We start from the raw sequence: 15,760 nt of genomic DNA on the forward strand, positions 1-15,760 counted from the left end.
AACTGTATTCCAGCAGCGAAACATCGAGTAAACGGCTGCTGGAATGCAGTTTCGCGATTACTCGAACGCTCCGGGCAACAGGTCCCGGTACGCGGGTATTCCGGCCACCGACGAGGCGGCCAGCACACCGACCATCACCGCGCGGGCCAGGCAGTCCGCGGCGGCGGCGCCCACCTGAGTGATCAGCGGCACCTCCGGCGACATCGACGCCGGCGCGGTGGGATCGGGAGGCACCTCGACGGCGCCGGTGGCCAGCGCGAAGACGGTGTCCCCGTCGAGCGGCGTGTGACACGGCCGGATGGTGCGTGCCAGCCCGTCGTGCGCGGCGACGGCGACCCGCCGGCACCCCGCCGGACTCAGCGCGGCGTCGGTGGCGACGACGGCGATGGTCGTGTTGAGCGGGCTGTACTCCTGGTGCCGGTCGGCGTACGCCGCGATCTGGTCGGCCGGCGGGGCGACCAGACCGAACTCCTCGATCTGGTACGCCAGCCACGGCAGGCCGGTCGCGGTGTCGACCGCGTCCCCGGCGGCGTTGACCACCACGAGCGCACCGACGGTCGCGCCGCAGTCCAGGACCGTCGACGCGCTGCCCACGCCGCCCTTGAGCACGCCCACGCGCGCGCCGGTGCCCGCGCCCACGGTGCCGAGCGCCACCTCGGTTCCGGCGTCGGCGGCCGCGGCGTACCCGAACTCCGCGGTGGGCCGGCACTGCCATCCGCCGACCGGAAGGTCGAACACCACCGCGGCGGGCACGATCGGCACCACGCCGCCCTCCAGGGCGACGCCGCGACCCTGTTCCTCGAGCCAGCGCATCACCCCGTCCGCGGCGGCCAGACCGTAGGCGCTGCCACCGGTCAACACCACGGCGTCGACGTGGCGAACGGAGTTGATCGGATCGAGCAGATCGGTCTCGCGGGTGCCGGGCGCCCCGCCCCTGCCGTCGACGCCGCCGACGGTGCCCGGCGGTGTGAGCACGACCGTGGTGCCGCTCGCCCAGCCCGAACCCAGCGTCACGTCAGGGTCGAGGCGATGGTGCTGGCCCACCCGGATGCCCGCCACATCGGTGATCGAACTCATCTCGACTTCCCCATCAATCCCAGCACCAGATACTCCTGCAGCACGGTCAGCCACTGGTAGACGTCGAGATGCCCGGCCATCGGATGGTCGGGCGGCAGTTCGTCGGGCCCGTCCGGTGAGATCGCGAGCATGGTGCCCAGGGCCAGGCGCATGTCGTTGACCGCGGCGGCCCAAGCGTGCGCGTCGTCCTCGGTCAACTCGAACTTGCCGCCCTGCACGGGCATGGTATCCAGAAGTGTCTGCGCCGCTTGACGTTTCGCGTCGATGATCTCGGGCTCATGCAGGCTTCGCAGTGCGCTGTTCAGGCTCTCGGTGGCATTGGAGCCGGCCGGGTGGTCGCGCTGCGGCCGGTAGAAGTCGGGCAGCAGACGTTTCATCGTGTCGTCGTCGGGCGGCGTCGAATTACCGGTGCGCATACCGGTGATCTCTTCGAGTTCGTCTGCGGGCGCGGATGATTCGCGCTCCTCGAGCATCCCCACGACCGAGGTGGCCAGGCTTCGCAACAATGCGGCCTCGTGAGGCGCGATGGCCGACCGGAAGCGTGCGCCATCGACGGTCTCCACCCGCTTCCATTTACGCACTTGTCTGTCAGCGGTCCTGCTGCATGGTCGCCCACAACCCGGCGGCGTGGAGCTTGGACACGTCGACCTCCATCGCCTCGCGGCTGCCCGCCGAGACCACCGCCTTGCCCTCGTTGTGCACCTGAAGCATCAATTTGGTCGCGTGCGCCTCGGGGTAGCCGAACAGCTTCTGGAAGACGTAGGTCACGTAGGTCATCAGGTTCACTGGGTCGTCCCACACGATGGTCACCCACGGAGTGTCGGTGGCGGCGTCTTCCGTCGCGACGGACTTGACGCCCCGCTCCTCGCGAGTCCCCGGTCGAGCCTTCGCCGGCGTAACCATGTTGTTCAGGATAGCCAACGCATAACCGGCACTTCGAGCTACTACGGTGACACCTGTGACCGCCGCATCCCCGGCCCTGCTCACCGACAAGTATGAGCTGACGATGCTCGCGGCCGCGCTGCGCGACGGCACCGCGCACCGGCGCACGACCTTCGAGCTCTTCGCGCGCCGACTGCCCGAAGGGCGCCGCTACGGCGTCGTGGCAGGCACCGCACGGTTTGTTGATGCTTTGGCGCAGTTCGAATTCGACGATGCGACGCTCTCGGCGCTCGCGGACTTCCTCGACGAGAAGACACTCGCCTATCTGGCCGACTACCGGTTCGGAGGAGATGTCGACGGATACGCCGAGGGCGAGCTGTACTTCCCGGGCTCGCCGGTGCTCTCGGTGCACGGCACGTTCGGCGAATGTGTCGTGTTGGAGACCCTGGCGTTGTCGATCTTCAACCACGACACCGCGATCGCCTCCGCCGCCGCCCGCATGGTCAGCGCGGCCCAGGGAAGGCCACTGATCGAGATGGGTTCGCGGCGCACCCACGAACGAGCCGCTGTCGCCGCGGCCCGCGCCGCCTACCTCGCCGGTTTCGCCGGATCGTCCAACCTGGCGGCCCAGCGCGACTACGGCGTTCCGGCGCTGGGCACCAGCGCGCACGCGTTCACGCTGCTGCACACCACCCCCGACGGACCCGACGAACGGGCCGCCTTCCGCGCGCAGGTCGACGCGCTCGGGGCGGGCACGACGCTGCTCGTCGACACCTACGACATCACCGAGGGGGTGGCGACCGCCGTCGAGGTCGCCGGTCCGGAACTCGGTGCGGTGCGCATCGATTCCGGTGATCTCGGGGTGCTGGCGCGTCAGGTTCGCACGCAGCTCGACGACCTCGGCGCCACCAAGACGCAGATCGTGGTGTCGGGAGATCTCGATGAGTTCGCGATCGCCGCGTTGCGCGCCGAACCCGTCGACATCTATGGCGTCGGAACGTCGCTCGTCACCGGTTCCGGCGCTCCCACCGCCGGCATGGTCTACAAGTTGGCCGAGGTGGACGGTCTTCCGGTGGAGAAACGCAGCAGCCACAAACAGTCGCACGGCGGTCGCAAACAGGCGATGCGGCTGACCAAGAAGACCGGCACGATCGTCGAGGAGGTCATCTACCCCTACGGCCGCCCGCCCGCCGACACCGACGGGTTCACCTCGCGACCGTTGACCGTCCCCTTGGTGGAGCGCGGCGAACCCGTCGGTGAACTGTCCCTCGACGCGGCACGCGACCGCGTCCGAGCCGGCCTGACGAGCCTTCCCTGGGACGGGTTGAAACTGTCCCGCGGTGAGCCGGCGGTGCCGACGCGGCTGATCCCGCCCGGCGCGTAGGGGGTCATCACGTCGGACACGCCGGACATCACTGAACTACTGGCCACAGCCGTCGCGGGTCTCGGCGGCCGCGAACGCGAAGGCCAGATCGAGATGGCCAAAGCCGTCGCCAACGCCTTCGAGACCGGTGAGCACTTGGCCGTTCAAGCCGGGACGGGCACCGGGAAATCGCTGGCCTACCTGGTGCCCGCGATCGCACGCGCGGTCGACAGCGACGAACCCGTCGTGGTGTCGACCGCGACCATCGCGCTGCAACGCCAACTCGTCGACCGCGACCTGCCGCGGCTGGCCGAGTCGCTGTCCGAAGCGCTGCCCCGCACCCCGGAGTTCGCGCTGTTGAAGGGCCGCGGAAATTATCTGTGCCTGAACAAGATCCACAACGGAGCCGCGACCGAGCCCGACGACCGTCCGCAGGAGGAGCTGTTCGAACCCGTGGCGAGCAGCGCCCTGGGCCGCGATGTGAAGCGGCTCATCGCCTGGTCCTCGGACACCGAGACCGGCGACCGTGACGAGCTGACACCCGGTGTCGCAGACCGATCCTGGTCTCAGGTCAGCGTCTCAGCACGCGAATGCATCGGCGTGGCGCGCTGCCCGTTCGGCACCGACTGCTTCGCGGAGAAAGCTCGGGAGAAAGCCGGCCACGCTGATGTCGTCGTGACCAACCATGCGCTCCTGGCCATCGACGCGATCTCCGATGCCGCGGTGCTTCCCGAGCACCACTGGCTCGTCGTCGACGAGGCGCACGAGTTGGTCGACCGGGTGACCTCGGTGGCCACCGGCGAGCTGTCGGCGACGTCGCTCGGCGTCGCCCACCGCCGGGCCGCGCGCCTGATCGACGAGGAGCTCGCCCAGCGGTTGGAGGCGGCGACGGCGACGCTGTCGTCGGCCATCCACGACACCGAACCGGGCCGCATCGACGTGCTCGACGACGAATTGGCGACGTATCTGACCGCGGTGCGAGACGCCGCGCATCGGGCCCGCTCGGCGATCGACACCGCGCCCAGCGACCCGGCGGCGGCCTCCGCGCGCACCGAGGCGGTGACCGCGTTGACCGACATCGGCGACACCGCCTCGCGCATCATCGACTCCTTCGTCCCGGCCATCCCGGACCGCACGGACGTGGTGTGGATCGAACGCGAGGAGACGCGCGGGTCCGTGCGGACGGTCTTGCGGGTCGCGCCGCTCTCGGTGTCAGGATTGTTGCGCACCAGTCTCTTTGAGAATGCGACGACCGTGCTGACATCGGCGACGTTGACCATCGGCGGCACCTTCGAGGCGATGGCCTCGGCGTGGGGGTTGAAAGGTGAGGACGCCCCGTGTTCGACGCCGCCGCCAGAGCGGCTCCGGTGGCAGGGCATCGACGTCGGATCGCCGTTCGAGCACGCGAAGTCTGGGATCCTCTACGTCGCAGCGCATCTGCCGCCGCCAGGACGCGACGGCACGGGATCGGCGGAACAACTCGACGAGATCGCCGGCCTGATCGCCGCGGCCGGCGGTCGGACGCTTGGGTTGTTCTCCTCGATGCGCGCGGCCAAGGCCGCCGCCGAGATCATGCGCGACCGTCTCGACACCCCGGTGCTGTGCCAGGGCGAGGACACCACGTCGGCGCTGGTGAAGCGGTTCGCCGACGACCCGGAGACGTCGCTGTTCGGCACGTTGTCGCTGTGGCAGGGCGTCGACGTGCCCGGTCCGTCGCTGTCGCTCGTGCTCATCGACCGCATTCCGTTCCCCCGCCCCGACGACCCGCTGCTGACGGCCCGGCAGCGGGCGGTGGCCGCCCGCGGGGGCAACGGATTCATGGCCGTCGCGGCCAGCCATGCCGCGCTGCTGTTGGCACAAGGGGCGGGACGACTCCTGCGCACCGTCGAAGATCGCGGTGTGGTCGCCGTGCTGGATTCCCGGATGGCCACCGCCCGCTACGGCGGATTCCTGCGGGCCTCGCTGCCGCCGTTCTGGGCGACAACCGACTCGCACCGCGTCCGTGCCGCGCTCGAACGTCTACGCGCGGGCTGATTCTTTCTTATTCTGTCAACGCTTCACTGTGCGTGCCCCAGGCCGCCTCGACGCGAAAGGCGGCGTCCATGAAACCAGTCCGCGCGGTGGCGGTGTTCTCGGCGGTGCTTGTGATGGCCGGGTGCACAACCACGCTACGGGGCGAACCCGTTTCGGTGTTCAGCGATCCGTTCCGCGTCGCGGGCATGCCGGCGACCGACGGCCCCACCGGTTTACGGCCGGACGCACGCGGCCCGTCACGCGTGGTGGTGGGCACCGACGGCAGCGAGATCGACGAGCTCGGCCGCCAGGCGATCAGCGACATCGAGGAATTCTGGGAAGGCGCCTATAGCAGCGCCTTCGATGGCCAGTTCGAGCCGGTCGATCGCGTCTACTCCTGGGACGCCAACGGATTCGACAGCACCGGGTTCTGCGACACCGACACCTATGGTCTGGTCAACGCCGGCTACTGCAACACCGACAACACGATCGGATGGGATCGCGGCGAACTTCTTCCGAGCCTGCGGCAGGAGTTCGGCGACATGGGCGTGACGATGGTGCTCGCCCACGAGTACGGCCACGCGGTGCAGAAGCTGGCAGGCCTGGCCGATGACGAAACCCCGACTCTGGTCTCCGAACAACAAGCCGACTGCCTCGCGGGTGGTTACATGCGCTGGGTCGCCGAAGGTGACTCACCGCGCTTCACACTGTCGACAGGCGACGGGCTCAACAACGTGTTGGCGGCCGTCATCGCTTTCCGCGATCCGCTGTTGAGCGAAGACGACCCGGAAGTCGGTGTCGACGAACACGGTTCGGCGTTCGAACGCCTATCGGCCTTCCAGTTCGGCTTCACCGACGGGCCCTCGGCGTGTGCGAGCATCGACATGCGCGAGATCGGCCAGCGCCGAGGCAATCTGCCCGTGCTGCTGGAAGAGGACGAGACCGGCGAGTGGCCCGTCTCCGAAGAATCGGTGCGATCGGTCATGGACGCGATGGGCATCCTCTTCAAACCCGCGAACCCGCCACGACTCAGCTTCGAACGCGCCGAGTGCACCGACGCGCGGCCGAGCCCGCCGGTGTCCTACTGTCCGGCGACGAACACGATCGCGGTCGATCTCGATGAGCTCGCAGAGATGGGCGCCCAGCCCGACATCGAGGATCCGGTCGGCCTGGCCAGCGGCGACAACACCGCCTACTCGGTGCTGGTGTCGCGTTACATGCAGGCGATTCAGAACGAACACGGCGGCGTCGCACTGGACAACGCCGAGGCCGCGCTGCGCACGGCATGCCTGACCGGGGTGGCGACCACCAAACTGTCCAAGAGCGTGACAACCCCGGACGGCAACACCGTGGCGCTCACGGCCGGCGACGTCGACGAGGCCGTGTCGGGCATCCTCACCAACGGCCTGGTGGCCAGCGATGTCAACGGCGAATCGGTGCCGTCGGGGTTCTCCCGCATCGACGCCTTCCGCGTCGGTGTCCTGGGCGACACCGAACGCTGCTTCAAACGCTTCGACTAGGCGGCACTCAGATCTTTTTGGTCACGCCGTACCAGGCCAGCACCGCGTCGGACTGGTCGGTGGAGTGCACCAGATAGGCGTAGGACCGGATGAACGACTCGCCGACGCAGCCGTCGATCTTCACCCGAAAACCGCTGACCATCACCCACGGGTCGGTGCCGGTGAACTCCTTCTTCGTCACCGGAACCACGTTCACCAGGCCCGGCTTGAGGCCGACGGTGATGCCGCCGCCGATGTTGCCGCCGAGGCTGGGCAGGACCCCGAAGTCCGATCCCTGGGCAACGGTGAGGCCGAGCAAGCCGATCGACGGGTTGATACCGGCGGTGCCGGTCAGCGAGACACCGTTCGACGTGCTCATGTCGATGCCGCAACCGATTTCGTAGCCGACCTCGAGCGTGCCCTGGGGCGCTTCACCATCGTCCGCGCCGACGAGCGACCCCTGGTACGTGCCGCCGACGACGTACTCGCGGGACGACAAGGCGGTCGTCAACGGCGGTATCGGCGCCTGCGTCTCCTCTCTGGCCGACAACGTCAACGTCCACCCGTTCGGGGTATCGGTCACCGCGGGCGGCGTCGACTCGACGGCCCCGTCGGGCGGAGGCGGAGGCGGTGCACCCTCGGCGGGCACCTCGGCGACGACCGGCTCGACCTCCGGATCGGCCGAGGCGGGTGCAACCCCCAAAGTGCCCAGGACACCCGCGACCGCGACCAGCGTCATACCTCGTCGCAGCACAATTCCAACCGCCACTGCCCACCCTCCATCGTTAGCAACGCTTCGGAACCTACCGCGCCAGATGTGAGCCGCGGGCGGATGCTCCCAGAATCGGTCCGATCGCCCCGTCAGGTGGGCATGCGTAGGACGTGACCTGCCTCCAGCGCGACCCACACGGCGCCTTCGGCGTCGACCGCGAGCCCGTGGGGTTCACTGCCGGGCGGCAGGTCGATGGTCACGACGTCACCGTCTCCCCCGACACGGGCGAGCTGACTCGAACCCCACAGGGTCACCCACACCCCGTCGCTGGGATCGGCGATCACCGCGTGCGGCTTCCCGGGCAGTTCGATCTCCTGGATCGCGTCGTCCATCGGTATCCGGCCGAGTCGTTCGGCGAGGATCTCGGTGAACCACACCGCATCGTCGTGCGTGGCGGTGATGCCAACGGGACCCGAAGCGGCGGTGGGGGTTTCGCGCACGCTCAGTTCACCGGACAGGGTCAGCCTGCCTATTGCACCGGCCTGGTTCATGGTGAACCACAGCGCGTTGTCGGGGCCGGAGACGATCATCGACGGGGCGCCGCCGACCGGATGGGTTTCGGTCAGCTCACCGTCGACCGAAACCCGCCCGACGACCCCGGACGTCATCGCGGTGAACCAGAGCGCACCGTCGGGTCCGACGGTGATGCCGTAGGGGTCGCTGCCGCCGGGCAGGTCGACGGCGCTGAGCTCGCCGGCGGTGGTGATGCGGCCGATTCTGTCGTCGTGGCGGGTGAACCACAGCGCGCCGTCCGGGCCTGCGGTGATGACCATCGGGCGGCTGTCGGGCCCGACCGGATACCGCGTGACGTCGCCGGTCGCCGTCACCCGGGCGATCTCGTGCGCCTGGGCCAGCGTCACCCACATCGCACCGTCGTGCCCGGCCGCGATCCCGTACGGACCGCCGTCGACGGCGACCTTGAGCGCTTGTGTCATGGCGTCACGCGAGCGTGACGAGGCCGAGCTCGTTGTCACCCGCCAACAGCGGATGATGCGGCAGCACCCGGACCGTGTAGCCCACCGGTCCCGCGACCGGCAACGGCGCGGTGGCCGAGAACACGTCTTTGCCGCCGTCGGCGGGCCCGGTGTGCGCCATCGGCACGGTCACCGGATCGACCAGGTGATCGCCGGCGTCGACGCGGCCGAGCACCGCTTGCACCGCGACCTCGTCGGGCCGCAGACCGGCCAGGTACACGGTGGCGGTCAGCGTCAGCTCCGAGCCAAGCAGCGGGGTGTCGGGCAGCCCGTAGCTGTCGACGTCGGTGATCTGGAGCTTGGGCCACGACTCCTGGACGCGCAGCCGATAGTGCGCCAGATCCCTTGCGGCGCCGAATGGTTCACCATCACCACCCGGTTCGACGGTCCGCCGCAGCGACTGCGCCGCCGGCGCGTAGTACTTCTCCGTGTAGTCACGCACCATCCGCGAGGCCAGCACCTTGGGTCCGAGCACGATCAACGTGTGCCGCACCATCTCGACCCACCTCGCCGGGACGCCGCGCTCGTCGCGGTCGTAGAACTTCGGCGCCACCGAGGTCTCGAGCAGGTCGTAGAGGGCGGCCGCCTCGAGGTCGTCGCGCCGGTTCTCGTCGGCCAGGCCGTCGGCGGTCGGGATCTCCCAGCCGTTCTCGCCGTCGTACCACTCGTCCCACCATCCGTCGCGGATCGACAGGTTCAGCCCGCCGTTGAGCGCGCTCTTCATGCCCGAGGTGCCGCAGGCCTCAAGCGGACGCAGCGGATTGTTCAGCCACACATCGCATCCCCAGTACAACTGACGGGCCATCGACATGTCGTAGTCGGGAAGGAACGCGATCCGGTGGCGAACCTCGGGCCGGTCGGCAAACCGCACCACTTGCTGGATCAGCGCCTTGCCGCCGTCGTCGGCGGGGTGTGACTTACCGGCGACGATGAGCTGGATCGGCCGTTCGTCGTTGAGCAGCAGCCGTTCCAGGCGTTCGGGGTCGCGCAGCATCAGGGTCAGACGCTTGTAGGTCGGCACCCGCCGGGCGAATCCGATCGTCAGGACGTTGGGGTCGAAAGCCGTTGCGATCCAACCCAGCTCGGCCTCGGCCGCGCCGCGCTCCAGATAGGAGCGACGCAACCGCGCGCGCACGTCCTCGACAAGCTGCTCGCGCAGCTGCGAGCGGATCCACCACAGATGCCCGGTGTCGACCTGCTGCAGCCGGCCCCAGACCGCGGGCTCTCGCGCACTGCTCAGGTCCTCGCTGCCGAGCAGTTCGCGCCCGAGTTCCATCCACTGCGGCGCCGCCCAGGTCGGCGCGTGCACACCGTTGGTGATCGACCCGATCGGCACCTCCTCGGGGTCGAACCCCGGCCACAGCTCGTTGAACATGTGCCGGCTGACGTTGCCGTGCAGAAGCGAGACGCCGTTGGCACGCTGCGCCAGGCGCAGGCCCATATGGGCCATGTTGAACTTGGTCGGATCGTCCTCTTCGCCGAACGCGACGATGCGATCGACGGGTAGGCCCGGCAGCAGCCGAGACATCTGCCCCGACGGGCCGTCGGTGGAGCCGCCGAAGTACCGCCGCACCATCTCCTCCGGGAACCGGTCGATACCGGCGGGCACAGGGGTGTGAGTGGTGAACACCGTCGACGAACGCACCACGGTCAGCGCGGTGTCGAAATCGAGCCCGGCGTCGATGAGTTCGCGGATGCGCTCGACACCGAGAAAACCCGCATGCCCCTCGTTCATGTGGAACACCTCGGGCGAGGGCCTGCCCTCGAGCTCGATGAACGCCCGGATCGCGCGGACGCCGCCGATGCCGGCGAGGATCTCCTGCTTGATGCGGTGTTCCTGGTCGCCGCCGTAGAGCCGGTCGGTCACGCCGCGCAGTTCGTGGTCGTTCTCCGGGACGTCGGAGTCCAGCAGCAGCAACGGAATTCGGCCCACCGGGGCGATCCAGACCCGGGCCCGCAGCTGGTTGTCGAGGCCCTGTTCGCTGGGCATCGCCACCGAAACCAGCACCGGGTGCCCGTCGCGGTCGGTGAGCAGTCGCAGCGGCAGACCCTGCGGGTCGATGGCCGGGTAGCTCTCGTGCTGCCAGCCGTCGGCGGTCAAAGACTGCCGGAAGTAGCCCGAGCGGTAGAGCAGTCCGACGGCGATCAACGGCAGCCCGAGATCCGATGCGGCCTTGAGGTGATCGCCGGCCAGGATGCCGAGTCCGCCCGAGTAGTTCGGCAGCGACTCGGCGACGCCGAACTCCATCGAGAAGTACGCGATGCCGTTGGGCAGCTGTGCGCCGTTCTCAACCTCCTGCTGGTACCACAGCGGGCGGCTGAGGTAGTCGTCGAGATCGGCGGCCAGACCGTCGAGGCGGTGCAGAAACGCCTCGTCGTCGGCGAGCGCGTCCAGGCGCTGCGGGCTGACCTGACCCAGAAGACCCACCGGATCGCATCCGACCCGCTTCCACAGCTCGGGGTCGATCGCCTCGAACAGATCCTGCGTCGGCCGATCCCAGGACCAGCGCAGGTTGACCGACAACCGCTCGAGCGCTGCCAGCCGATCGGGCAGATGCGCGCGGACGGTGAACCTTCTCAGGGCTTTCATCGGGCCATCACGCGACCCAACATTACTGACAATCCGCCGTTGCGCAGGGTCCGCGGTCGGACTGCTTCGCCCGCTTCGGGTTGGGTCGCGCACTAACGTGGGTATAGGGCGCGACGAGGCTTATTGAACTTGACTGAGAACACGACCGAGAAGAACAGCGGCCACGTCGGCGGTGCCGGCGGAGCACTTCGGTGGCCGCGCCAGAAGAAGGAGTGGTAGGTGGCCGGTCGAATCGAAATCGATGACGTCGCGCCTGTCGTCTCCGGGGGGCGGTATCCGGCCAAGGCGGTCGTCGGAGAGATCGTTCCGGTCGCGGCCACGGTCTGGCGCGAGGGCCACGACGCGGTCGCCGCGACCTTGGTGGTGCGCTATCACGGCACGGCCTACCCTCGGCTCGCCGACGACCCGCCGGGGCTGGCCAAGACCACCGAGGCGGTGCCGATCGAGACAGTGCTCACGGCCGGACCCCGCAAGAAGCCGCAACACCTGCCGATGTCGACCGGTCGGACCCCGGACGTCTTCCACGGTGCGTTCACCCCCGATTGCGCGGGGCTGTGGACGTTCCGAGTGGACGGTTGGGGCGATCCGATCGCAACCTGGCGCAAGAACGTGACCGCCAAACTGGACGCGGGTCAGAGCGAATCGGAGCTCTCCAACGATCTGTTGATCGGGGCCCGGCTGCTGGAGCGCGCCTCGGCCGGCGTGCCACGCCAGCACCGCTATCCGCTCATCGAGGCGGCGGCGCGGCTCCGCCAAGCAGGGGACCCGTTCACCCGCGCCGGCGCCGCGCTCGCACCGGAGGTCACCAGCCTGCTCGACGAGTATCCGCTGCGCGAGTTGGTCACCCGCGGCGAGCAGTACGGCATCTGGGTGGATCGTCCCGAGGCGCGGTTCAGCGCGTGGTACGAGTTCTTCCCCCGCTCCACCGGCGGCTGGGACGCCAAGGGCAACCCGGTGCACGGCACGTTCGCGACCGCCACCAAGGCGTTGCCGCGCATCGCGCGCATGGGCTTCGACGTCGTCTACCTTCCGCCGATCCATCCGATCGGCAAGGTGCACCGCAAGGGCCGCAACAACAGCGTCACCGCCGCACCCAACGACGTCGGCTCGCCGTGGGCGATCGGCAGCGACGAGGGCGGGCACGACGCGGTCCACCCCGACCTGGGCACGATCGAGGACTTCGACGAGTTCGTCGCCGCGGCGCGCGACGACGGCATGGAGGTGGCCCTCGACCTCGCGCTGCAGTGCGCCCCCGACCACCCGTGGGCCAAGGAACATCCCGAGTGGTTCACCGTGCTGCCCGACGGCACGATCGCCTATGCCGAGAACCCGCCGAAGAAGTATCAGGACATCTACCCGCTGAACTTCGACAACGACCCGGCCGGACTCTACGAAGAGGTGCTGCGGGTCGTTCGGCACTGGATCGCGCACGGCGTCAAGATTTTCCGGGTCGACAACCCGCACACGAAGCCGCCGAACTTCTGGGCCTGGCTGATCGGCCAGGTGAAGAACGAGCACCCCGACGTCCTGTTCCTGTCGGAAGCGTTCACCCGTCCCGCACGGCTGTACGGATTGGCCAAACTCGGCTTCACCCAGTCGTATTCATATTTCACCTGGCGCACCGCGAAGTGGGAGATCACCGAGTTCGGGGAGCAGATCGCCGAGCACGCCGACTATGCGTGCCCGAACCTGTTCGTCAACACACCCGACATCCTGCACGAGAGCCTGCAACACGGCGGCCCAGGGATGTTCGCGATCCGCGCGGTGCTTGCGGCGACGATGAGTTCGGCCTGGGGGGTGTACTCGGGTTTCGAACTCTACGAACATCGCCCGGTCCGCGAGGGCAGCGAGGAATACCTCAACTCCGAGAAGTACGAACTGCGACCCCGTGACTTCGACGCCGCGCTGGCCGACGGCGAATCGTTGGAGCCGTTCATCACCCGGCTCAACGAGATCCGCAAGCTGCACCCGGCGCTGCATCAGTTGCGGACGATCAAGTTTCATCACGCCGACAACGACGCGCTGCTGGCGTACAGCAAGTTCGATCCCGTGACCGGGGATCAGGTGCTGGTGGTGGTCACGCTCAACCCGTTCGGGCCAGAGGAGGCCACGCTGTGGCTCGACATGCCCGCGCTCGGGATGGAGCCCTACGACCGATTCTGGGTGCGTGACGAGATCACCGGTGACGAATACCAGTGGGGCCAGGCCAATTACGTGCGCCTGGACCCGGTGCGCGCGGTGGCACACGTCTTGAACATGCCGCAGGTGCCCGCCGACCAACGACTCAATCTGCTGCGTAGGGAGTGACGAGATGACGCAGACCCGACAGGCGAGCAGCCCACATCTGCGGCCGCACACCGCCGACCTCAACCGGCTGCTGGCCGGCGAACACCACGACCCACATTCGGTGCTCGGTGCGCACGAGTACGACGACCACACCGTGATCCGGGCCTATCGGCCGCACGCCGTCGAGGTCGTCGCCGTCGTCGGCGGTGAGCGATACAGCTTCCAGCACATCGAATCCGGGCTGTTCGCGGTCGCGTTGCCGTTCACCGATCTGGCCGACTACCGCCTCGAGGTGCACTATCCCGGCGGCGACGGCGCGACGCACGTGCACACCGTGGCTGACGCGTACCGCTTCCTGCCCACGCTCGGCGAGATGGATCTGCATCTGTTCTCCGAGGGCCGCCACGAGCGGCTGTGGGAGATTCTCGGCGCGCACCCCCGCCGCTACACCACGCCCGACGGCGACGTCGAGGGTGTCTCGTTCGCGGTGTGGGCGCCGAACGCCAAGGGCGTCAGCCTGATCGGCGAGTTCAACCATTGGGACACCAACGAGGCCCAGCTGCGTGTGCTGGGTTCGACGGGTGTCTGGGAGGTGTTCTGGCCGGGCTTCGAGATCGGCGGGCTGTACAAGTTCCGCATCCACGGCGCCGACGGTTCGATCAGCGAGCGCGCCGACCCGATGGCGTTCGCCACCGAGGTCCCGCCGAAGACCGCCTCGAAGGTGACAAAGAGCAGCTACACGTGGGCGGACGACGAGTGGATGGCGCGCCGTGCCGCGCAGAACCCGGTCTTCGAGGCGATGAGCACGCTCGAGGTCCACCTGATGTCGTGGCGGCCGGGCCTGAGCTACCGCGAACTCGCCACGCAGCTCACCGAATACGTCGTCGAGAACGGCTTCACCCACGTCGAGTTGATGCCGGTGGCCGAGCATCCGTTCGGCGGCTCGTGGGGGTACCAGGTCACGTCCTACTACGCGCCGACGTCACGGCTGGGCTCACCCGACGAGTTCCGGCACGTCGTCGACACGCTGCACCAGGCCGGCATCGGCGTGATCATGGACTGGGTGCCCGCCCACTTCCCGAAGGACGCCTGGGCGCTCGGCCGGTTCGACGGCACTGCGCTCTACGAGCACTCCGACCCGCGCCGCGGCGAACAATTGGACTGGGGCACTTACGTCTTCGACTTCGGCCGCGCCGAGGTGCGCAACTTCCTGGTGGCCAACGCGCTGTACTGGCTGCAGGAGTTCCACATCGACGGTCTGCGGGTGGACGCGGTCGCCTCGATGCTCTACCTGGACTATTCACGCCCCGAGGGCGGCTGGACGCCGAACATCTACGGCGGTCGCGAGAACCTCGAGGCCGTGCAGTTCCTGCAGGAGATGAACGCGACCGTGCACAAGGTCGCCCCCGGCATCGTGACGATCGCCGAGGAGTCCACATCGTGGCCCGGCGTGACGAGGCCGACGAACCTTGGCGGCCTTGGCTTCTCGATGAAGTGGAACATGGGCTGGATGAACGACACGTTGGAGTTCATCAAGCGCGATCCGATCCACCGCAGCTACCACCACCACGAGATCACGTTCTCGATGCTCTACGCGTTCAGCGAGAACTACGTGTTGCCGATCAGCCACGACGAGGTCGTCCACGGCAAGGGCACGCTGTGGGGCCGCATGCCCGGTAACGACCACAACAAGGCCGCCGGCCTGCGCAGCCTGTTGGCCTACCAGTGGGCGCACCCGGGCAAGCAGCTGCTGTTCATGGGTCAGGAGTTCGGCCAGCGCGCCGAATGGTCCGAGGAACGCGGCGTCGACTGGTACCAGCTCGACGAGAACAGCTTCTCGACCGGCATCCAGCGCATGGTGCACGACATGAACACGATCTACCGCAGCAGGCGCGCGCTGTGGTCGCAGGACACCCGCCCCGAGGGCTACAGCTGGATCGACGCCAACGACTCGGCCAACAACGTGCTGAGCTTCCTTCGCTACGGCGACGACGGCTCCGTGCTGGCGTGCGTGTTCAACTTCTCCGCCACCGAGCACACCCGCTATCGCCTGGGCCTACCCCACGCCGGCACCTGGCGTGAGGTGCTCAACACCGACGCCGATATCTACAACGGGTCGGGCATCGGCAACTACGGCGCCGTCGAGGCGACCGATGAGCCGTGGCACGGTCGGCCGGCGTCGGCGGTCATGGTGCTGCCGCCGCTGTCCGCGCTGTGGTTCGAGTACATGCCCGAGTAGACGGCCTCTCCGCCCGGGAACCTTCCCTCGCGAGCAGACACAGAACCTGTCTCTTATACACATCT

Annotated in this window: 11 protein-coding genes; 5 read left to right on the forward strand and 6 right to left on the reverse strand. The window is 68.3% G+C overall.

Going from position 1 to position 15,760, the window contains the following annotated elements; translation table 11 throughout:
- Positions 1 to 57: 57 nt before the first annotated feature.
- The 3 genes from A5752_RS10420 to clpS are packed head-to-tail and all read right to left on the reverse strand — an operon-like array spanning position 58 to position 1,980.
- Positions 58 to 1,077: a P1 family peptidase gene (locus A5752_RS10420; protein ID WP_067084908.1), complete on the reverse strand. Its 1,020-nt coding sequence runs from the start codon at positions 1,075 to 1,077 to the stop codon at positions 58 to 60.
- Positions 1,074 to 1,658 (reverse strand): oxidative stress transcriptional regulator AosR, encoded by a 585-nt coding sequence (aosR, locus tag A5752_RS10425; protein WP_067084909.1) that lies wholly within the window; start codon positions 1,656 to 1,658, stop codon positions 1,074 to 1,076. The genes A5752_RS10420 and aosR overlap by 4 nt, the downstream gene beginning before the upstream one ends.
- A gap of 7 nt (positions 1,659 to 1,665) precedes the next feature.
- The gene (gene clpS / locus A5752_RS10430) at positions 1,666 to 1,980 is read right to left on the reverse strand and encodes an ATP-dependent Clp protease adapter ClpS (RefSeq protein WP_067084911.1); all 315 of its coding nucleotides are present in this window, start codon (positions 1,978 to 1,980) and stop codon (positions 1,666 to 1,668) included.
- Between the two features lie 103 nt (positions 1,981 to 2,083).
- On the opposite strand from clpS, the gene A5752_RS10435 reads away from it, so the two are divergent.
- From A5752_RS10435 to A5752_RS10445, 3 genes are all read left to right on the forward strand, one after another.
- Positions 2,084 to 3,343 (forward strand): nicotinate phosphoribosyltransferase, encoded by a 1,260-nt coding sequence (locus A5752_RS10435; protein ID WP_067084934.1) that lies wholly within the window; start codon positions 2,084 to 2,086, stop codon positions 3,341 to 3,343.
- A gap of 6 nt (positions 3,344 to 3,349) precedes the next feature.
- Positions 3,350 to 5,356: an ATP-dependent DNA helicase gene (locus A5752_RS10440; protein ID WP_067084913.1), complete on the forward strand. Its 2,007-nt coding sequence runs from the start codon at positions 3,350 to 3,352 to the stop codon at positions 5,354 to 5,356.
- Between the two features lie 68 nt (positions 5,357 to 5,424).
- Positions 5,425 to 6,855: a neutral zinc metallopeptidase gene (locus tag A5752_RS10445; RefSeq protein ID WP_067084914.1), complete on the forward strand. Its 1,431-nt coding sequence runs from the start codon at positions 5,425 to 5,427 to the stop codon at positions 6,853 to 6,855.
- Between the two features lie 7 nt (positions 6,856 to 6,862).
- On the opposite strand, the gene A5752_RS10450 is transcribed toward A5752_RS10445, so the two are convergent.
- The 3 genes from A5752_RS10450 to A5752_RS10460 all read right to left on the reverse strand — a co-directional run bounded on the left by A5752_RS10450 (position 6,863) and on the right by A5752_RS10460 (position 11,170).
- Positions 6,863 to 7,591: an MspA family porin gene (locus A5752_RS10450; RefSeq protein ID WP_231983376.1), complete on the reverse strand. Its 729-nt coding sequence runs from the start codon at positions 7,589 to 7,591 to the stop codon at positions 6,863 to 6,865.
- A gap of 104 nt (positions 7,592 to 7,695) precedes the next feature.
- Positions 7,696 to 8,541, reverse strand: a complete 846-nt coding sequence (locus tag A5752_RS10455; protein ID WP_067084918.1) for a virginiamycin B lyase family protein — start codon at positions 8,539 to 8,541, stop codon at positions 7,696 to 7,698.
- 4 nt (positions 8,542 to 8,545) lie between these two features.
- Complete coding sequence (locus tag A5752_RS10460) at positions 8,546 to 11,170, reverse strand: glycosyltransferase family 1 protein (protein WP_067084920.1); 2,625 nt, start codon at positions 11,168 to 11,170, stop codon at positions 8,546 to 8,548.
- A gap of 219 nt (positions 11,171 to 11,389) precedes the next feature.
- Between A5752_RS10460 and A5752_RS10465 the strand changes: the two genes are divergently transcribed.
- Positions 11,390 to 13,477 carry an alpha-1,4-glucan--maltose-1-phosphate maltosyltransferase gene (locus A5752_RS10465; RefSeq protein WP_067084922.1) on the forward strand — a complete coding sequence of 696 codons (2,088 nt, stop codon included), beginning with the start codon at positions 11,390 to 11,392 and terminating at the stop codon, positions 13,475 to 13,477.
- 4 nt (positions 13,478 to 13,481) lie between these two features.
- Positions 13,482 to 15,695, forward strand: a complete 2,214-nt coding sequence (gene glgB, locus A5752_RS10470; RefSeq protein WP_067084923.1) for a 1,4-alpha-glucan branching protein GlgB — start codon at positions 13,482 to 13,484, stop codon at positions 15,693 to 15,695.
- Positions 15,696 to 15,760 lie beyond the last annotated feature (65 nt).

This window comes from Mycobacterium sp. 852002-51961_SCH5331710 (genome assembly GCF_001665535.1).
GTDB lineage: Bacteria > Actinomycetota > Actinomycetes > Mycobacteriales > Mycobacteriaceae > Mycobacterium.

What these genes read in the sequence shown, in the direction of transcription:
- A5752_RS10420 (WP_067084908.1), bottom strand. Translation starts at nt 1,077, where the DNA reads ATGAGTTCGATCACCGATGTGGCGGGCATCCGGGTGGGCCAGCACCAT.
- A5752_RS10445 (WP_067084914.1), top strand. Translation starts at nt 5,425, where the DNA reads ATGAAACCAGTCCGCGCGGTGGCGGTGTTCTCGGCGGTGCTTGTGATG.
- A5752_RS10455 (WP_067084918.1), bottom strand. Translation starts at nt 8,541, where the DNA reads ATGACACAAGCGCTCAAGGTCGCCGTCGACGGCGGTCCGTACGGGATC.
- A5752_RS10460 (WP_067084920.1), bottom strand. Translation starts at nt 11,170, where the DNA reads ATGAAAGCCCTGAGAAGGTTCACCGTCCGCGCGCATCTGCCCGATCGG.
- clpS (WP_067084911.1), bottom strand. Translation starts at nt 1,980, where the DNA reads ATGGTTACGCCGGCGAAGGCTCGACCGGGGACTCGCGAGGAGCGGGGC.
- glgB (WP_067084923.1), top strand. Translation starts at nt 13,482, where the DNA reads ATGACGCAGACCCGACAGGCGAGCAGCCCACATCTGCGGCCGCACACC.
- A5752_RS10435 (WP_067084934.1), top strand. Translation starts at nt 2,084, where the DNA reads ATGCTCGCGGCCGCGCTGCGCGACGGCACCGCGCACCGGCGCACGACC.